The following is a 20,045-nucleotide window of genomic DNA, read 5'->3' as shown; positions in this document are numbered from 1 at the left end:
GTAATATGCCAAGCAGTGGAAAATTTAAAGTAAAGGTAGCCAAAATAATTAGGGAAACCAGTAGCAAGTTTGATGGTCTTAATAATAAAATGGATGAAGTAGACGTTACAGGTAATAATGCTAAGTGGTCAATGTGTTTTCCATATTGAACTTACAGTATGTAGCTTTGATATAGAAGTTTGGATAACGTTATGATAGTAATTTATATAATTCTTTGTGCAATCTTTATAGCCATTTTAGACAGTTCATTAGACTCTTAATTAAGTGGTATGTCTAACTTAGGAAAGGTTTTCATAAATATTGAAGTGAATGAGTAGGAATATTATGTTTTTTCCCTGAGTTGTAAAATTTCAGAATGAGAGAGACCGGTAATTTGAGCGATAACATCTATAGATACACCGGCCTTGAGTGAGTTTTTGGCCACAGCTATTTTAGTCTTTTTTTCTCCCTCTTCCCTACCTTTTTGATGGCCGATTTGGATGCCTTCTTGTCTACCTTTTTCTTGACCTACTTTAAGACCCTCATCAAATTTTTGAGCAAAAGCAGCAATCTCATCCATTATGCGTTTTTTCATTTGTTCATATGCTAGTAACTCTTCTTCTGACCAATTAAACTTATTCATCTCTTCATAAGCTCGTTTTATTATTACGTCACTACCAACTATTTTATCTAGGTCCTCTTCGTTTGTTTCTGCTGCATAGCGAAAAAAGTAACACCATTTTTCTACTATATTTTCTAGTTGGTCTTCTTTTGTCTTTGTAAATTTTGGTAGTTCTATGAATACGAAGTAAAAATCCTTTAAGTCATGTTCAAAGCTATTTTGATCTAAAATGACATGATTAGATTTGTACTCAGCCTTATCTGGAAAAATAATACAATCAGCAACAGCAATAAAGATAATTTCCTTGAGATTATGATAATTATCACCTTGATCTGCTTGACTTGAGTAGGCTTTAGCAGCATAGTATTGAGCACGCTTTTCGAAGCCCTTGGTCTTAGTGAATTGCATTTCTATAATATATCTTGAACCTTGAGAGTCTTTACAAAGAACATCGACAATACTTTGCTTTTTAGCGGCAATTTCAGGGTCTAAAATGGTAGCTAAGAATTCAACATCGTGAATAGCAGCTAAGCCAGTAAAGCCTAAAATATCGTTCAAGAAATGAATGAGGATATCTTTATTCTTCTCGGTGCCAAATATTCTTTTGAAGGCATAATCATTGCGTGCATCAAGAAATTTAGAAAAAGCCATGATAAATTAACCTAGAAAGCATTAATAATTATACACAATTCTGAAGAAATATTCAACGTTTTTGTGCTAAAGTCTATTAAAGTTAGCAAAATTTCAAGAGTTGGGAAAAATTACTTTCATAGATAACCTTAGAATGCTACTATGCACCTTAGACGCCCTTTTGTAGATCTTTTTATCAACTCTTCTATAAGGTATATTAAAATGCTAACAAATGGATTTATGATTTAGCAGCCTCAAAGATACCTATTTAAAGTGTGAACTTCTTAGCTTGTCATAGCATAGGCATTTAATATACTAGTTTTCAACAAAGGTAACATATGCTAGCAAAATTTCTATCTAAAACTTTTAAAATGGTAAGTTATGAAAAAGAATGACCGTTAGCTATACTAATCCTTTAGATCACAAAGTAGGAGAGAAGGTAAGAAGTTTTAGGTTAGCAAAGGGATATACTCAAAAAGAATTAGCAAAAAAAATCGGTACAACATATCAGGTAATACTGCAATATGAAAAAGGAACACGCAGAATTTCAATTAAGAAGTTATATGAATTAGCAGAAGCATTATCAACAACTGCTAGAGATCTAACTTGCGGACAAGAAGTATCAAATGAGGAAAAGTACGAGGGAGAAGAGGTATTAAATCTAGTAAGAAGACATAGAGAGATTAAGGATCAAGAATTACGCGAAACGTTTTATTTATTAACTAAATTCATCCGTATTAGTGAGGAAGAAAGTGGAAAGGCGGTAAAAATAGAAGTAGCAAAGGGTTTAGTTAAGGAAGGAGTTTCTACTCATGTTATCTCTCGAACAACTAATTTATCTATTGGTGAATATGATAATGATGAAAAAAAAATTTCTATTCCGTATAAAGTAGGTCGAAGAATAAAAGAATGGAGGTTGAGAAGAGGATACACACAAGAAGATTTAGCAAGTAAAGTGGGCATAATAAATCAAAGAATATATGAATATGAACAAGGACGAGCTGGTGTTTCACTTGAAATGTTAGATGAAATAGCAAAGGTACTATTAATTAATATTACGGATCTGCTTCCAGAAACAGCAGAAAATGAAAATAGTGAAGTGGAACTATCAAGGTTAATAGAAGAATATAAAAAGATTAAAAGCCAAGAACTACGTAATGTACTAATAAAATCTCTGTTTGAAAGCATACAAATTTGTAAAGAGAAAGTGAAGAAAGTAGAAAAGATGAAAATTGCAAAGAATTTAGTTAAGGAAGGAATTTCTATCAATATTATTTTAAAAACAGTAGGCATCTCTTTAGACGAAATTCAACAAATTTAAAATAAAAAAATCAGTATCTATTAACATCTTTACTTTTTGATGAAAAAATAAGTAAAAAAGATTGAAAAATTGATTTGACTTCACTCAAAAGCTATGGCCTTATGCCAATGCTGACAAAAAAACAGTAGTAAATATATAAAAACATTTTGTTATTAGTGAAGGGTAATTTTTATGAACAATAAGAAAGATCGTAGAGAAGAAATAGAATTCAGAGCATTAGAAAGCAACGGTAAAGCTTTACTTGATCGTGAAGTAATAGAAACGTTTCTAAGTGCAGTGCATGACAGGGAAGAAGCTCGAGTTATTGCTAGAAAGCTAATGGATAATTTTGGAATAGGAGGAATTTTAGGTCAGGAAATAGATGACTTGAAAACTATAGAAGGGATAACTGACTCTACAGTAGCAGTAATTTTGTGCCTAAAGGAAGCTGCAAAGAGAGTACCAAGAGAAGAGTTAAAGAAAGGACCTGTAATGGATAACTTGGAAACCATAGTAAAATATTTAAGGGTGAGTATTGGCTATTCAGAGGAGGAAAAGATGAAAATAATATATTTTGATCAAAAGTGCCGTTTAAAGGGGGAAGAAGTGTTCACTGGTACAGTGGATAAGGTACCTTTTTACATAAGAGAAGTAACAAGAAAGGCATTAATAAGAAAAGCGACGTCAATAATAATATCGCATAACCACCCAGAAGGAAGGTTAAAGCCATCTGATGAGGATGAAGCTGTAACTAAAGACTTGGCTAAAGCTTGTCAGACTATAGGGATTAGGTTAATGGATCACATTATCATCACGAGTGTTGGGTATTTTAGCTTTAAAGAGCAAGGACTGTTATAAAGCAGATGTTTGAAGATTTTCATGAGTTATTTAACTAGTTGAATGAAGAAAGTATTTGCAAGCACATTAATTCTTGTTTATAATTAATGAAAAAGTATATATTGAATTAATAATAAAGTAATAAAGTCGGTTGTAGACTTAGTAAAGTATATTTAATAGCGGAGGCTAATATGGTTAATAAAATAATTGTACCTTTTGATGATCAAGAAGGAGGTGTTTACGAATTAAATGTTGATCTTGATAGATTATCAAAGGGTGAAATATCAAATGCGATTATAGGAATTGGTCGTACTAACACCTTTGTAGGCAAAATTAATAAGGCTAAAAAACCTGGAGAAGTGCCCTCCTCTAATAGAGACGTTCAAATCAACTATGGAAAAGGGCTTGATTATATATATGGTACAAAACCTTTAAACGATCAAGCAGAATATTTAAATCCATTTACTTCAGCTTTGAAAAAAATAAAGCCAAGTGCAAGCGAAAGTGAAAAGTTAAGCTGGTTTAAGAGTTCTGTAGTAGAGGCAAAAAGCGTAAATGAATTGCATAAAGCCATAGACCAAGTATTAGCATCTGGAGGAAGGCTAAATGCATGTAATGATGGGGAGTGGAGCTTTGCTGAGTATGTAATATTGGGTACACATTTTCATAAATTTGATAAGGCTGATCGTAAAAAGCTAATACGTAAACTAATGCTAAACGGTGCAGAGTTTCATGATACTTTATTGGAGAATAAATTGATAGGTGAAATCTATAATGAGCTACAGCCAGAAGTTCAGCCACAGATAGATGAGAGACTAGAAGAACTAGAGAAAGCTGGCGAAAGTGCTCTTCAAGAAGGAGAATTAATAGATATCGAGATAGACAATGCAACATTATATATAGAATTTTCTGAGGACAGCGCCGGACAGATAAAACCTGTCAAACCAAAAAGAAACTTCCTAGCTGAGTGTACGGCAAATTTTATATATAATTTTGTAGAGAAGAGCTTTTTGCAGTTATAGCCGAACTGTGCAATGGTGCCTTAAGTGCCCGTAGGACAGCGTGGCTTTGGAGGAACGGTCAAACCACTGATGGAGCCTTTTGGGCTACCTCGATTAGAAGAATGTATAACTCAACCGTCCCAAGCTAAGCACTTCTCAACTATGGATTATTATATAATGGAGATTAAAAATGGCAAAGGTCAAAAGTAAATTAGAGATAACGAATCCTAATGCAGCAGGAATCGATGTTGGCTCGGCTGTACATTATGTATGTGTACCCGAAGGAAGCGATGAACAACGTATACAAAAATTTAGCTGCTTTACGGAAGATCTCTACAACATAGCAAAATGGTTGAAAAAATGTAAAGTTAATACAGTAGCCATGGAGTCAACAGGAGTGTACTGGATTCCTTTGTTTCAAGTACTTGAATCACACGGATTTGAAGTAAAACTGGTAAACGCAAAACATATTAAAAATGTACCTGGAAGAAAATCAGATGTGCAAGATTGTCAATGGATTCAACAACTACACAGTTATGGGTTACTCCAAGGTTCATTTAGGCCAGATGATCAAATGTGTGTATTGCGTAGTTATGTTCGGCAACGTAAAAATTTAATTGAAAATGCTTCTACACATACTTTGCGTATGCAAAAAGCGCTAACACAAATGAATATTCAACTACATAAAGTTATAAGCGATACAACTGGTGTAACTGGAATGCAAATTATTAAAGCAATAATAGATGGTGAGAGTAATCCTGAAAAATTGGCTGAACTAAGAGATGGACGAATAAAAAGTGATAAATCTGTTATTGCAAAAGCATTAGCAGGAAACTATAGGAAAGAACACCTATTTACATTAAAGCAAGAATTTGAGCTATATAATATTTATCAGGAAAAAGTAGCAGAATGTGACAGGAGCATTGAAGAATATTATAAAACATTTGAGACAAAGTCTGATGAAAGTAAAAAGTTAGGTGAAGAGAAAAATAAGTATAGAAAAAGTAAACCAAACTTTGCTTTGCATGAAGAATTATATCGAGTAACTGGTATAGATTTTACCAAAATTCCTGGATTGGATATACTAACTGTACAAACTATCATTTCGGAAGTTGGTGTTAACTATAATAAATGGCGATCAGAAAAGCATTTTACTTCGTGGTTGGGGCTAAGCCCTGCTAATAAAATTACAGGGGAAAAAGTGTTTAGCACAAGAACACGTAAAGTCATTAATCGTGCCGCGAATGCATTTCGAATGGCTGCTCATTGTGTATCAAGAAGCAATAGCGGAATAGGTGCATATTGTAGAAGGTTAAAAAAACGACTAGGTGCACCAAAAGCGATTACTGCTACGGCAAGGAAATTAGCATGTATCTTTTATAGTATGTTGAAGTATGGACAAGAATATGTAGAAAGAGGAATAGATTATTATGAAACACGTTACAAAGAGAAAGTTGTAAAAAATTTAATCAAAAAGGCACAGGAGTTCGGTTATATCTTAGTTCAACAGGAATAACTAATGGGAAGTTTCTTAGAAGCGCCGGACAGATAAAACCTGTCAAACCAAAAAGAAACTTCCTAGCTGAGTGTACGGCAAATTTTATATATAATTTTGTAGAGAAGAGCTTTTTGCAGTTATAGCCGAACTGTGCAATGGTGCCTTAAGTGCCCGTAGGACAGCGTGGCTTTGGAGGAACGGTCAAACCACTGATGGAGCCTTTTGGGCTACCTCGATTAGAAGAATGTATAACTCAACCGTCCCAAGCTAAGCACTTCTCAACTATGGATTATTATATAATGGAGATTGAAAATGGCAAAGGTCAAAAGTAAATTAGAGATAACGAATCCTAATGCAGCAGGAATCGATGTTGGCTCGGCTGTACATTATGTATGTGTACCCGAAGGAAGCGATGAACAACGTATACAAAAATTTAGCTGCTTTACGGAAGATCTCTACAACATAGCAAAATGGTTGAAAAAATGTAAAGTTAATACAGTAGCCATGGAGTCAACAGGAGTGTACTGGATTCCTTTGTTTCAAGTACTTGAATCACACGGATTTGAAGTAAAACTGGTAAACGCAAAACATATTAAAAATGTACCTGGAAGAAAATCAGATGTGCAAGATTGTCAATGGATTCAACAACTACACAGTTATGGGTTACTCCAAGGTTCATTTAGGCCAGATGATCAAATGTGTGTATTGCGTAGTTATGTTCGGCAACGTAAAAATTTAATTGAAAATGCTTCTACACATACTTTGCGTATGCAAAAAGCGCTAACACAAATGAATATTCAACTACATAAAGTTATAAGCGATACAACTGGTGTAACTGGAATGCAAATTATTAAAGCAATAATAGATGGTGAGAGTAATCCTGAAAAATTGGCTGAACTAAGAGATGGACGAATAAAAAGTGATAAATCTGTTATTGCAAAAGCATTAGCAGGAAACTATAGGAAAGAACACCTATTTACATTAAAGCAAGAATTTGAGCTATATAATATTTATCAGGAAAAAGTAGCAGAATGTGACAGGAGCATTGAAGAATATTATAAAACATTTGAGACAAAGTCTGATGAAAGTAAAAAGTTAGGTGAAGAGAAAAATAAGTATAGAAAAAGTAAACCAAACTTTGCTTTGCATGAAGAATTATATCGAGTAACTGGTATAGATTTTACCAAAATTCCTGGATTGGATATACTAACTGTACAAACTATCATTTCGGAAGTTGGTGTTAACTATAATAAATGGCGATCAGAAAAGCATTTTACTTCGTGGTTGGGGCTAAGCCCTGCTAATAAAATTACAGGGGAAAAAGTGTTTAGCACAAGAACACGTAAAGTCATTAATCGTGCCGCGAATGCATTTCGAATGGCTGCTCATTGTGTATCAAGAAGCAATAGCGGAATAGGTGCATATTGTAGAAGGTTAAAAAAACGACTAGGTGCACCAAAAGCGATTACTGCTACGGCAAGGAAATTAGCATGTATCTTTTATAGTATGTTGAAGTATGGACAAGAATATGTAGAAAGAGGAATAGATTATTATGAAACACGTTACAAAGAGAAAGTTGTAAAAAATTTAATCAAAAAGGCACAGGAGTTCGGTTATATCTTAGTTCAACAGGAATAACTAATGGGAAGTTTCTTAGAAGCGCCGGACAGATAAAACCTGTCAAACCAAAAAGAAACTTCCTAGCTGAGTGTACGGCAAATTTTATATATAATTTTGTAGAGAAGAGCTTTTTGCAGTTATAGCCGAACTGTGCAATGGTGCCTTAAGTGCCCGTAGGACAGCGTGGCTTTGGAGGAACGGTCAAACCACTGATGGAGCCTTTTGGGCTACCTCGATTAGAAGAATGTATAACTCAACCGTCCCAAGCTAAGCACTTCTCAACTATGGATTATTATATAATGGAGATTGAAAATGGCAAAGTTCAAAAGTAAATTAGAGATAACGAATCCTAATGCAGCAGGAATCGATGTTGGTTCTGCTGTACATTATGTATGTGTACCCGAAGGAAGCGATGAACAACGTATACAAAAATTTAGCTGCTTTACGGAAGATCTCTACAACATAGCAAAATGGTTGAAAAAATGTAAAGTTAATACAGTAGCCATGGAGTCAACAGGAGTGTACTGGATTCCTTTGTTTCAAGTACTTGAATCACACGGATTTGAAGTAAAACTGGTAAACGCAAAACATATTAAAAATGTACCTGGAAGAAAATCAGATGTGCAAGATTGTCAATGGATTCAACAACTACACAGTTATGGGTTACTCCAAGGTTCATTTAGGCCAGATGATCAAATGTGTGTATTGCGTAGTTATGTTCGGCAACGTAAAAATTTAATTGAAAATGCTTCTACACATACTTTGCGTATGCAAAAAGCGCTAACACAAATGAATATTCAACTACATAAAGTTATAAGCGATACAACTGGTGTAACTGGAATGCAAATTATTAAAGCAATAATAGATGGTGAGAGTAATCCTGAAAAATTGGCTGAACTAAGAGATGGACGAATAAAAAGTGATAAATCTGTTATTGCAAAAGCATTAGCAGGAAACTATAGGAAAGAACACCTATTTACATTAAAGCAAGAATTTGAGCTATATAATATTTATCAGGAAAAAGTAGCAGAATGTGACAGGAGCATTGAAGAATATTATAAAACATTTGAGACAAAGTCTGATGAAAGTAAAAAGTTAGGTGAAGAGAAAAATAAGTATAGAAAAAGTAAACCAAACTTTGCTTTGCATGAAGAATTATATCGAGTAACTGGTATAGATTTTACCAAAATTCCTGGATTGGATATACTAACTGTACAAACTATCATTTCGGAAGTTGGTGTTAACTATAATAAATGGCGATCAGAAAAGCATTTTACTTCGTGGTTGGGGCTAAGCCCTGCTAATAAAATTACAGGGGAAAAAGTGTTTAGCACAAGAACACGTAAAGTCATTAATCGTGCCGCGAATGCATTTCGAATGGCTGCTCATTGTGTATCAAGAAGCAATAGCGGAATAGGTGCATATTGTAGAAGGTTAAAAAAACGACTAGGTGCACCAAAAGCGATTACTGCTACGGCAAGGAAATTAGCATGTATCTTTTATAGTATGTTGAAGTATGGACAAGAATATGTAGAAAGAGGAATAGATTATTATGAAACACGTTACAAAGAGAAAGTTGTAAAAAATTTAATCAAAAAGGCACAGGAGTTCGGTTATATCTTAGTTCAACAGGAATAACTAATGGGAAGTTTCTTAGAAGCGCCGGACAGATAAAACCTGTCAAACCAAAAAGAAACTTCCTAGCTGAGTGTACGGCAAATTTTATATATAATTTTGTAGAGAAGAGCTTTTTGCAGTTATAGCCGAACTGTGCAATGGTGCCTTAAGTGCCCGTAGGACAGCGTGGCTTTGGAGGAACGGTCAAACCACTGATGGAGCCTTTTGGGCTACCTCGATTAGAAGAATGTATAACTCAACCGTCCCAAGCTAAGCACTTCTCAACTATGGATTATTATATAATGGAGATTGAAAATGGCAAAGTTCAAAAGTAAATTAGAGATAACGAATCCTAATGCAGCAGGAATCGATGTTGGTTCTGCTGTACATTATGTATGTGTACCCGAAGGAAGCGATGAACAACGTATACAAAAATTTAGCTGCTTTACGGAAGATCTCTACAACATAGCAAAATGGTTGAAAAAATGTAAAGTTAATACAGTAGCCATGGAGTCAACAGGAGTGTACTGGATTCCTTTGTTTCAAGTACTTGAATCACACGGATTTGAAGTAAAACTGGTAAACGCAAAACATATTAAAAATGTACCTGGAAGAAAATCAGATGTGCAAGATTGTCAATGGATTCAACAACTACACAGTTATGGGTTACTCCAAGGTTCATTTAGGCCAGATGATCAAATGTGTGTATTGCGTAGTTATGTTCGGCAACGTAAAAATTTAATTGAAAATGCTTCTACACATACTTTGCGTATGCAAAAAGCGCTAACACAAATGAATATTCAACTACATAAAGTTATAAGCGATACAACTGGTGTAACTGGAATGCAAATTATTAAAGCAATAATAGATGGTGAGAGTAATCCTGAAAAATTGGCTGAACTAAGAGATGGACGAATAAAAAGTGATAAATCTGTTATTGCAAAAGCATTAGCAGGAAACTATAGGAAAGAACACCTATTTACATTAAAGCAAGAATTTGAGCTATATAATATTTATCAGGAAAAAGTAGCAGAATGTGACAGGAGCATTGAAGAATATTATAAAACATTTGAGACAAAGTCTGATGAAAGTAAAAAGTTAGGTGAAGAGAAAAATAAGTATAGAAAAAGTAAACCAAACTTTGCTTTGCATGAAGAATTATATCGAGTAACTGGTATAGATTTTACCAAAATTCCTGGATTGGATATACTAACTGTACAAACTATCATTTCGGAAGTTGGTGTTAACTATAATAAATGGCGATCAGAAAAGCATTTTACTTCGTGGTTGGGGCTAAGCCCTGCTAATAAAATTACAGGGGAAAAAGTGTTTAGCACAAGAACACGTAAAGTCATTAATCGTGCCGCGAATGCATTTCGAATGGCTGCTCATTGTGTATCAAGAAGCAATAGCGGAATAGGTGCATATTGTAGAAGGTTAAAAAAACGACTAGGTGCACCAAAAGCGATTACTGCTACGGCAAGGAAATTAGCATGTATCTTTTATAGTATGTTGAAGTATGGACAAGAATATGTAGAAAGAGGAATAGATTATTATGAAACACGTTACAAAGAGAAAGTTGTAAAAAATTTAATCAAAAAGGCACAGGAGTTCGGTTATATCTTAGTTCAACAGGAATAACTAATGGGAAGTTTCTTAGAAGTAAAGTAGAGGTTGCCAAAATACTGAGAGAGTTAGGAAGTAATATTTTAAAAATTGGCAATGATGCAGTTGAGGTTAAAAGTGAGAAGGGAGGTATAAGAAACTATATCGATATGTCAGATGGAAGCTCTATTATATTAGAGTTTCCTACAAGCATTGGTAAGCTAAATATTATATTGTACCACGATGTAAAAAAATATGATCAAGTACAAGTCAGAGTAGAAAACAAGGAAATGTGGGCTGAGTTACAAAAAAGATGCGAAGAAATTGGAAAAAATTGCCTCTTTGGGGGAGTGAAGCTTAAGGAAGTGGTAGAAAGAGGTAATTTCACTAGATGTGGCATATGGAATGAAAAGTATGCTATAAAAGATATTAGCAATGATGAAGTATTGTCTTCATGGGTAAATAGGGTATGTGGAGGTAGTAAAGAAACCTTTAGGGAACTTTAATGCGTCTACAGCAAACTTTAAGGTTCCAGAGGTTTTTTCTACCGTTATATCTGAGCTATAGTAGAAAATATTATACGCATGGTTGTTTTCGTGGAAAAAAGTCTAGACTGTGAAGTAGGGGAAAAAGTGAAAAGTTGGAGGTTAGAGAGAGGGTATACTCAAAAGGATTTAGCGGAGAAGGTTGGTGTAAAGTACTGGGCAATACTGCAATATGAAAAAGGGAGTCGTAAAATTCCAATTAAGAAGTTATATGCCATAGCAGAAGCATTATCAGTGAATGTTAAAGGTCTAGTTTGTGGAGAGACACTACCAAATGAAAAAAGATATTTTGAAGATGAAGAAATATTAAATTTAGTAAAGGGGTATAAGGATGAAGAATTAAGCGAGGTATTTTATTTATTAACCAAATTTATTCGTTTGAGCGAGGAAAGAAGCAGAAAAGCGGTAAAAATAGAAGTAGCAAGGGGTTTGATGAAAGTAGGAGTTTCTGCTCATGTTATCTCTCGAACAACTAACCTATCTATTGGTGAGTATGAGGAGAACAAAATTTCGGTTCCATACAAAGTAGGGCAAAGGATAAAAGAGTGGAGATTGATACGAGGATATACACAAAAAGATTTAGCGAATAAAGTTGGCATAACAAATCAAGGAATATACGAGTATGAACAAGGGAGAGCTGCTGTTTCACTTGAAATGTTAGATGAAATAGCAAAGGTATTATCAATCAGTATCATAGATCTACTTCCCGAATCAGATGAAGAAGTGGAAGAAAAGCTATCAAATTTGATAGAAGAATACAAAAAGATTGAGAGTCGAGAATTACGCGATATGCTAATCAAGTCTTTATTTAAAGGTATACATGTTTGTAGAGAAAAGGTCAGAGAGGAAAAGAAGATTGAAGTTGCAAGGAATTTAGTGAAAGAAGGAATTTCTGTTGATATTATCTTGCAAACGACAGGCTTATCAAATTATATGATTGAGAAATTTTTGTGATTTCATAAAAACTTAGCCAATAGTGGATTTTTTTGTGATAGAATATATGTTTGCTTCTGTAGGAAAAACAGCTTTTAGAGGATTTATCTATGATAATTCAGAGCATATTGGCTCAGCAAGCTACGAGCTGGGGAAAAAAATAGAAGGTTGTAGGATAGTACAAGGGTATACTCAGGCAAAATTAGCAAGCAAAATTGGTTTAACACATAAGGAAATACATAACTTTGAACTAGGGTGCAAGGCTATTACAATCAAAGAATCGTATATAATAGCAGGAGCATTGTCAGTTAATGTTATAGATCTACTTCCAGAACCAACAGTACTAAGAGAAAACAGTTGGTATGAAGATGAGGATAAAGAAATAGTCTATCTAACAAAAATACATAGAGAAATTAAGGATCAGGAATTACGCAAGAAGCTGTATCCATTAGTAAGGTTTGTATATATTAGCGAGAAAATTAGCCAAGAAGAAGCGAAAATAGAAGTAGCAAAGAATCTAGTTAAAGAAGGAGTTTCAGTTGATATTATTTCCCAAGTGACTCGCTTATCTACTTACGAATATGATGATATAGAGAAAGAAATTTGTACTGATTCTATACTCTACAAAGTGGGAAAAAGGATAAAAGAGCAGAGATTAATACGGGAATACACTCAGGAGGACTTGGCAAATAAAATCGGTTCAACACCTAAAGAAATACACGACTATGAACGAGGATATACAGACATTCCAATTGAAATATTATATGAGATAGCAAAGACATTATCAGTTAACATTAAAGCTCTTGGACTAACAGAATATGAAAATGAGCCAGTTTTTAGGTTTATAGGTAAATGCGAAAAAATTGAGGATCAAGAATTACTGGATACGGTAGCTAGATCTTTATCTGAAGGAATGCAAACTGGTAAAGAAAAGGTTAAAAAAGCAGAGAAAATCAAGATTGCAAAAGATCTAGTTAAGGAAGGTGTTGCTATTGATATTATTGTGCGAGCAAGTGGCCTAACTGCTGATGAGTGTGAAAATTGAATTGTGTTAAAGACGGTACTAAGAAATATTATATTAAGATATAAGTAAAAAAGATTTCAGTAGTTTACTTACTCATAAATAATACATTAAAATATCAATAAAAATAATTGTATATTTAATATATCTAAATTACTGAATGAAATTCTTGTGCTTCTGTGTTTAATATATAATGTTCAAATAGATTGAAGTGAATTAACTAAATTAGGTACTAGAAATTTGCTTAATGTAATTCATTGGTATCACAAATGATTATCTTGAGTATGCCAATTTTTCTAAAAATATTGAAGGTACTAAAAAAATAAGTTATCCTTTTAACAGATTTATTAAGAAGGTATGTATGGTTAGTCATGAAAGGAAACATACAGTAGCATTTTGCATTTCAGCTATTGCGTTTTGTGTTGGCATCTCATTAATTGCAGCAGTACTTACAACAATAGCGCCTTTAATTGCCATAATTGTTTCAACTATAATAGGGGCAATAACTATTTTGTCTGCTTGCCAAGCTATTGAAAGCTACTCAGTCATAAAAAATAGCAATAAGGTAACAAGTAGTTTGCATGAAATAAAAGAAGCTTTTACAGGAAAGGAAAGCGAGCTTTTTATTGAAAAGGTTTTTAACCATTTATGTGGATTTTTTAGTAGTGAAAAAGAAAGTAGTACACAAAGATAATAAGATTTCTCAACAAGGCAAATTTGCTTATTTTACTTTTCTGGTTCAACTAAAGCTTTAGATTTTACTTGATGTAAATTAAGATACAATTTCACAAAATTTTTCTATCACTTTCTGATTGTCCTCTATCATTGCCTTTGCCTCTTGTTGAAGAGATTTGATATTTTTTGATGTAATGTTATCCATGTCAGCCGACGCTAGCTTCAATTGCGATTGTATTCTTACGTATCTATTGCCTATTACTTGATTCATCTGATAATTTACGCAGTCCAATCCAGAGGCAAACATCACATTTAACAAAGGTTTTATCCATCCTATTTTTCCAAATCTCTTTGAATTGGCATACTCTATGCTTCTATCTGTTCTTCCAGTACCTATCGATAACAGTAGAATATCATCATTTGGAAATAACCTCTTACCACTTGCATATGCACAAGCCGCTGGATTATTTGCAAATACCCCGCCATCCACTAATACCATTTCCTTGTGGTTGATTTTAAGATATTTAGGTGCAAAGTAAGTAGGTGCAGCCGTTGCAGCTCTGAGTGCATCTTTCAGCTTAATATTACCTTCTTTCCAGCTTTTGAAGAAAAATGGGCAATTATTCTGAATGTCGTAACTGGTAAGCAGTACATTATTTAAAGTGTTTTGTAGAGTATCATCACCAAAATATTTGTCCAATACAAATTCAATATTTTTATGTGGGTATTGTGCACAGTTAAACCAAGATAATATTGATCGCCGGAAGAATGAAGACTTAAAAATATATGACCCGTATTTTTGGTAAAGCTCGACTAAATCATTGGCTGAATATTGAGGATTTCCTTGTTTATCTTTTTTACATAATCCTGCTATAACAATTCCACCGGTTGAGGTTCCTGCCATTAAGTGAAAGATTTCAGCTATAGTTCTTCTTGTTCTTTTTTCTATTTCTGCTAATATTATGGCTGGTATTATGCCCCTTATGCCTCCTCCGTCAACGGATAAAATATATTTAATCATTATGAATTTAGGTAAGGATATTAAGATTTAATTTTTCCGCTTAAAACCTGCAATTTAAACTCATCCAATTCCTCAGAAAGATTTTTTACCCTTTCCTCAAGTACTAACACTTTTTCCATTAAACCATATTCAATCAGTTTATCGTGAAATTGTACCCTTGAGTCTAACTTGGATAACCACCATATCAATGCTACTGTTTGGATTAATATGGTAATAATTACCGTAATTGGGATTTTTTGCTTTTTCATGTGAAGGTATTAATCTATTATGGATAGCTTGAGAAGTTTATATATAGATTATAGAAAACTTACAGCTTTAGTGATTACTTTTTGTTGATTCGTATCGATCCTCTGCTTCTGCAAGTAGCTTTATTATTTGATCGTAGGGCTTGTCTTTGTTGCGCCTTGATTCTATTACAGCTACATCTCGAGGATTTTTTCCATCTGTATCTCTAGTATTAGGATTAGCACCTCTTTCTAATAAGAACTTAACTATCTCTAAATTGCCTCCGTATGCGGCAGAATGTAATACTGTCCATCCTTTATATCTACCTGTATCATTTATATTAACTCCTTCATTCACTAGAAATTTTACTAATTTTAGACACTTTCCCTCTGCTGCACAATGTAGCGCTGTTAATCTAGGAATTTGTGTGTTAATGCTCAATAGGTTCTTTACTGAAAACTTTACTACATCTAGGTTACAATTTTCAGAAGCAATGCGTAAGAGCCTGTTCATAATCTTTTCAGAAGCAAAGCAGCGAAAGCAAGAACGACCATTTGCAGGCTAGTGTTGAGTTTCCGCTCGCAATTTTTCCACAATCGCCTATATTTTTGCAACCAAGCAAAAGATCTCTCAACAACCCATCTTTTCGGCAATACGACAAAGGTGTGTAATTCGTTTCGCTTTATTACTTCAACGGTAGCGCCAATAGTTGCTTTTATTTGTGTTGCAAAATTTTCTCCTGTGTAGCCAGCATCAACTAGTATATTTTTAACTTCAGATAGGTTTTCTTTAGCATTTTTAACCATTCTCACAGCGCTACTACGATCAGTTATTTCTGCCGTTGTTATATAAATTGCGTGGGGTAAACCTTGCGTATCTACCGCAATATGGCGTTTTATTCCTGAAACCTTTTTGCCTGCATCATAGCCTTTTTCTTCAGCAGTATCTGCATTTTTTACACTTTGTGCATCAATTATGCAGAAGCTGGTTTTTTCTTTCCGACCATTGTTTTGTCGGACCACGCCAACTATTTTTTTTTAATACCAGCTCCAGAACACTTTCTTTATTTGCATCTGCTTTTTCACTCCACTTCTTAAAATAGTCGTAACAATTCCGCCATTTTGGAAACTCTTTTGGTAACATTCTCCACTGGCAGCCACTTTTTAAGACGTATAATACTCCACAAAATACATCATATAAATCAAGTGTTCTTGGCTTTGTTCTCTTCCTGCAAGACTCCAGATCTGCTACAATAATCTCAAACTTTTCTCGACTTATATCACTTGGATATAAATTTCGCATATCCTACTTTATATACTTTATCCTCTCATTCTATCCCTTTTTTGAGATCACGTACAGGTTCTAAGGAAAAAAGTAATAAAAAATCAACAAGAGAAGAGCTCATAAAAGATATTCAAAAGATATATCAAGCGTCACAATGCAGATACGGAGCTCCCAAAATCCACGCTGAATTAAAGGTTTTAGGTAAAAATTATAACATCAAAACAGTGCAAAATGTTATGCAGGAAAATGGCATTCAAGCCCAACTTAGACGAAGGTTTAAGACTAAGAAACTTCAAACAGACAATAGAGTTATAACTCCTAACATATTGGATCAGAATTTCACCACTGATCAGCCAAACAAGATATGGGTAACTGATATTACATACATAAACACCAACGAAGGATGGCTATATTTGGCAGCAATAATAGATTTATATTCACGCATGGTAGTTGGTTGGTCAATGAGTAATTCAATAAATAAGCAATTAGTTATAGATGCTTTATTGATGGCTGTTGATAGGCGCAAACCCGTTAAAAATCTAGTATTTCATAGCGATCAAGGATCACAGTACACCTCTAAAAATTATCAATTTTTACTGAATACAAAAAGTATTATTTCTAGCATGAGTCACAAAGGTTGTTGTTACGATAATGCTGTTTCGGAGAGCTTTTTTAGTTCACTAAAGAGGGAATTACTCATTGATACCTCACAACACTCCGCACAACAAGCTAGAACCGCAATATTTGAATACATAGAAATTTTTTATAACAAACAACGTAGACATTCTACTATTAACTATTGCATTCCTGAAAAATTTGATTCATCATTTTCATGAAAAAAACGTCTTAACTACCTGTCTACTTTTTCTGGGTAAGGTCAGTCCGACTTCCTTTGTATCTTCCGTCAGTACTCGCCTTTGTTGACTTGTTCCAACGTACCTTAATAGGAATACAAAGGATCTCCCAAGTTTACGTAAACTCCATCTCAACACGTGATACGGCCTCAGATCCCGATAGAGTGAGTGATAACTTGCCTTATCGTTACCCTTCTTGCTGTCTTCCACTATATGAAAAGTGTCGACCTCTATGACATCGAGAATTTCGGGACTCAATACCTTCACTTTCGTTGTACCCTGTGTTGTCCATTCCACTAGCTTTACTACGCTCGTTACCTTACGCAGCATAGTGGTTTGTTCCAGCCTGCTGGCTAGGCTTTGCCTGGGTTGGATTTTCACCAACTGGACTTTACGCACTTTGCTTGGCGCACGCATATTTTCCCCCTCTAATTAAGAAATGATTAAAGTGTTAATTGTGATAAACCCAAGTATTTGGATTTTCTACAGGAATTACGCTGCCATAGTGTGGTGACTTGTAGTGTGTGGGTAGTAACCTGTGATAGACTGTAACCTTTTTGTTTTTCTCTGGATTAAATATTTTTTGCCCAAATTCCATACCTTCAACACAAAGTACTCCGTATTTGTTTCTTGCAGCGTTTTTGCCTTCTTTGTTGAATTTAACGTAGCCTTTGGTAGCAAGAACATCGAGACGATCACGAATAGAATGTGTACTGCCAAGACCTTCTTTATTTTCAAATACCTGACAAAACTGATTAATTGTATAAGCATGACCCTTACGTCCTTCTGCAAATATTAAGTCCAAGATGATGTCATATCTACGAGAACGTTCGGCATCTAGTTTTTCACCATAGTCTTTATTTATTAACCTTTGTGACTCAGCGTCAACTTCGTACCAATGACCATTAACTTTATCAACAAATTTTGGCATAACAGAATTTCCATTACGCAACTCAAACATCAGTTGACGATAGCTGTTCTTCTCATCAGGCCTAAACATGATCATTCCAGTGGTATAGAATCCTCGTAAGCTGCTAGCGCCACTAAAACTTTGAAATGGATCTTCTTCTAATAGTTTCTTTTGCATTTTCTTTGTATGGTGCACAAGAATAACTCCAGCATCTGGATTGATTAGAGAACGAAGTTTTTCAACTCTCTCCTGGAGAAAGAAAATCATGGCATTATTATCATTTTCGTTACCGTATTCATCAGCATCAAAAACGTTACGCAATGGATCTACCGCTATGATATCAATGGTGTTTAGGTCAAAGTTTCTTTCTGCTTCAGTTACGATATCTTTAATGCCATTTTCATTTAAAAGCAGCTTAGTCTGTGGTGTAATAACTAAATTGTTTGCAGCAAGTTTAATAAGCTCTTCACTAAGTTTCATCTGTTGCAGCCGTTCACGCATATAGTGGTAACCGATTTCAGTCTGAAGGTAGAAGATTCTTAAGGGCCTTTTTGGCACCATATCAAAAAATGGAATTCCAGATGCCATATGAAAAAGCCAAGAAATAAGAAAGTCACTTTTTCCCACTTTAGGCGCGCCAGCAAAAACTAAAAGACCACTAGGAGTTAAAACTCTAGGAGCAATTATGTCTTCTGGCATTGGTGATTTGTCATTTAGGTACTGCAATACAGGAAATTAAGTAACGTTTTTTGTATATGGGAGAGAAACAGTTGAGGTTAAAAATCTTTCGACGTCTACTCCTTCTTTAATACAATCAGCAGCATCCCAAGCTTTTGGTTTATCTTGTGGAATTTTAAGAATAGAAAGCGATGCAACGCCTATATCTAAAAGCTTCTTTGCAACATTTTCAGCATATTTCTGACCTGAACTATCGTTGTCTGGCCATATGGTTATGTGTTTACCTTTTAGCGGAGCCCAATCTGTTTTATCCACAGGTGAATTTGCTCCAAACATCATTGTTGTGGCTGTTATATCATTGCTTATTAAAGCTTCAGCACACTTTTCACCTTCAACAAAAACAATTTTATCGGATTTAATTATATCTGGAACATTGTACAAAGGCCTTGGATCTGGAGCAGTACTACTTGAGTTTTTTACATCAAAACAGCTATATCGTTTTTTCCCTGAAGTGCTATCATAACGGTAAATTTTAGCTATTACTTGATTATTTTCATCATGATAGTCCCAACATGCTATTAAACGTTCTGAAAATTCTTCTTTATGGTTTGTTGAGTGACCAAGCCATTTTTCTATATCTTCTATGGTATCAAGAAACTTAGTCTGACTAGTAACATCCCACCAGAGATTAAGTATATCTCCGCCTTCACCAGTAGCAAAATCGTGCCATAATCCGGCTCTTTCTCCTCTTGTTTCTACTACTAAACTTTTCCCTTTATCTCCTCTAATATTACCAACATAGAACTTACCACCGTGGAAAGTACCATTTGGTAATAAGTAGGATAAAGATGATTCTATTCTTGAGAGTAGTTCTGCTTTTACTTCTGCTGCTCTTTCAAATAAAGCTTGCTTGTCATGCATATTGTTTTCTCCTGTTAAAATAAGCTATGTTTGTTGACAAAATGTCTTTTTTTCTGCTAACGATGATGTTCTTAAAGGCTGGTAATTTAAAATACAGTCATAAATAGGTAGAGAGATGTCTCTGTACCTTTTACTATAGTAATACCGGATTTCTCACATGTTTTTCCGGAAGGGTAGAGAAATTTTTTTTCAAGCGTAAGTTGACACTGTCCATATTTACTCCAAATATTTGCAATTCAGAAGACTAGGTTTGCTAGGTCTTACTATAG

The 20,045-nt window shown here is 34.4% G+C and carries 15 protein-coding genes and 4 pseudogenes; 13 read left to right on the top strand and 6 right to left on the bottom strand.

Annotation, left to right across the window (positions count from 1 at the left end; translation table 11 throughout):
- The first annotated feature begins 5 nt into the window (after positions 1 to 5).
- Positions 6 to 149: a hypothetical protein gene (locus HGO49_RS07010; protein ID WP_017531684.1), complete on the top strand. Its 144-nt coding sequence runs from the start codon at positions 6 to 8 to the stop codon at positions 147 to 149.
- 173 nt (positions 150 to 322) lie between these two features.
- Here the strand turns inward: HGO49_RS07010 and HGO49_RS07005 are convergent, their stop codons facing one another.
- Positions 323 to 1,252: an Rpn family recombination-promoting nuclease/putative transposase gene (locus tag HGO49_RS07005; RefSeq protein ID WP_172758506.1), complete on the bottom strand. Its 930-nt coding sequence runs from the start codon at positions 1,250 to 1,252 to the stop codon at positions 323 to 325.
- A gap of 370 nt (positions 1,253 to 1,622) precedes the next feature.
- Between HGO49_RS07005 and wmk (HGO49_RS07000) the strand changes: the two genes are divergently transcribed.
- The 11 genes and pseudogenes from wmk (HGO49_RS07000) (at position 1,623) to HGO49_RS06950 (ending at position 13,902) form a co-directional block, all read left to right on the top strand.
- Positions 1,623 to 2,552: a WO male-killing family protein Wmk gene (wmk, locus tag HGO49_RS07000; RefSeq protein WP_172758507.1), complete on the top strand. Its 930-nt coding sequence runs from the start codon at positions 1,623 to 1,625 to the stop codon at positions 2,550 to 2,552.
- A gap of 171 nt (positions 2,553 to 2,723) precedes the next feature.
- Positions 2,724 to 3,389, top strand: coding sequence for a JAB domain-containing protein (locus tag HGO49_RS06995; protein WP_172758508.1), 666 nt, complete (start codon positions 2,724 to 2,726; stop codon positions 3,387 to 3,389).
- Between the two features lie 170 nt (positions 3,390 to 3,559).
- Positions 3,560 to 4,309: pseudogene (locus HGO49_RS06990) on the top strand (hypothetical protein); the annotation flags it as partial.
- Positions 4,310 to 4,559: 250 nt separating this feature from the next.
- Complete coding sequence (locus HGO49_RS06985) at positions 4,560 to 5,885, top strand: IS110 family RNA-guided transposase (protein ID WP_172758394.1); 1,326 nt, start codon at positions 4,560 to 4,562, stop codon at positions 5,883 to 5,885.
- Between the two features lie 294 nt (positions 5,886 to 6,179).
- The gene (locus HGO49_RS06980) at positions 6,180 to 7,505 is read left to right on the top strand and encodes an IS110 family RNA-guided transposase (RefSeq protein ID WP_172758394.1); all 1,326 of its coding nucleotides are present in this window, start codon (positions 6,180 to 6,182) and stop codon (positions 7,503 to 7,505) included.
- 294 nt (positions 7,506 to 7,799) lie between these two features.
- On the top strand, positions 7,800 to 9,125 hold the full coding sequence (locus HGO49_RS06975; RefSeq protein WP_172758509.1) for an IS110 family RNA-guided transposase: 1,326 nt from the start codon (positions 7,800 to 7,802) through the stop codon (positions 9,123 to 9,125).
- 294 nt (positions 9,126 to 9,419) lie between these two features.
- The gene (locus HGO49_RS06970; protein ID WP_172758509.1) at positions 9,420 to 10,745 is read left to right on the top strand and encodes an IS110 family RNA-guided transposase; all 1,326 of its coding nucleotides are present in this window, start codon (positions 9,420 to 9,422) and stop codon (positions 10,743 to 10,745) included.
- 20 nt (positions 10,746 to 10,765) lie between these two features.
- Positions 10,766 to 11,215: pseudogene (locus HGO49_RS06965) on the top strand (hypothetical protein); the annotation flags it as partial.
- Between the two features lie 78 nt (positions 11,216 to 11,293).
- A complete protein-coding gene (wmk, locus tag HGO49_RS06960) occupies positions 11,294 to 12,208 on the top strand; it encodes a WO male-killing family protein Wmk (protein ID WP_172758510.1) in 915 nt (304 codons plus the stop codon).
- 46 nt (positions 12,209 to 12,254) lie between these two features.
- A complete protein-coding gene (wmk, locus tag HGO49_RS06955; RefSeq protein ID WP_172758541.1) occupies positions 12,255 to 13,232 on the top strand; it encodes a WO male-killing family protein Wmk in 978 nt (325 codons plus the stop codon).
- A gap of 337 nt (positions 13,233 to 13,569) precedes the next feature.
- The gene (locus HGO49_RS06950; RefSeq protein WP_007301898.1) at positions 13,570 to 13,902 is read left to right on the top strand and encodes a WD_0736 family protein; all 333 of its coding nucleotides are present in this window, start codon (positions 13,570 to 13,572) and stop codon (positions 13,900 to 13,902) included.
- A gap of 78 nt (positions 13,903 to 13,980) precedes the next feature.
- Here HGO49_RS06950 and HGO49_RS06945 read toward each other — a convergent pair whose 3' ends face one another.
- The 4 genes from HGO49_RS06945 to HGO49_RS06930 form a co-directional block, all read right to left on the bottom strand.
- On the bottom strand, positions 13,981 to 14,904 hold the full coding sequence (locus HGO49_RS06945) for a patatin-like phospholipase family protein (RefSeq protein WP_172758511.1): 924 nt from the start codon (positions 14,902 to 14,904) through the stop codon (positions 13,981 to 13,983).
- Between the two features lie 20 nt (positions 14,905 to 14,924).
- Positions 14,925 to 15,152, bottom strand: coding sequence for a hypothetical protein (locus HGO49_RS06940; protein ID WP_172758512.1), 228 nt, complete (start codon positions 15,150 to 15,152; stop codon positions 14,925 to 14,927).
- A 67-nt stretch (positions 15,153 to 15,219) separates the two neighbouring features.
- Positions 15,220 to 15,642: an ankyrin repeat domain-containing protein gene (locus HGO49_RS06935; protein ID WP_237398557.1), complete on the bottom strand. Its 423-nt coding sequence runs from the start codon at positions 15,640 to 15,642 to the stop codon at positions 15,220 to 15,222.
- A protein-coding gene (locus HGO49_RS06930; RefSeq protein WP_160142696.1) for an IS5 family transposase occupies positions 15,639 to 16,431 on the bottom strand; the annotation gives its coding sequence in 2 pieces (ribosomal slippage) (positions 15,639 to 16,166 and positions 16,168 to 16,431; 792 coding nt in all). The genes HGO49_RS06935 and HGO49_RS06930 overlap by 4 nt, the downstream gene beginning before the upstream one ends.
- A 59-nt stretch (positions 16,432 to 16,490) precedes the next feature.
- Between HGO49_RS06930 and HGO49_RS06925 the strand changes: the two are divergent.
- A pseudogene (locus HGO49_RS06925) lies at positions 16,491 to 17,249 on the top strand (IS3 family transposase); the annotation flags it as partial.
- Positions 17,250 to 17,718: 469 nt separating this feature from the next.
- Here HGO49_RS06925 and HGO49_RS07575 read toward each other — a convergent pair.
- Positions 17,719 to 19,776, bottom strand: a pseudogene (locus HGO49_RS07575) (AAA family ATPase).
- Between the last annotated feature and the right edge of the window lie 269 nt (positions 19,777 to 20,045).

This window comes from Wolbachia endosymbiont of Diaphorina citri (assembly GCF_013096535.2).
In the GTDB taxonomy this organism is placed as follows: domain Bacteria; phylum Pseudomonadota; class Alphaproteobacteria; order Rickettsiales; family Anaplasmataceae; genus Wolbachia.
Note: the sequence above shows the minus strand (reverse complement) of the source record. Positions and strands in the feature narration are given on the sequence as shown.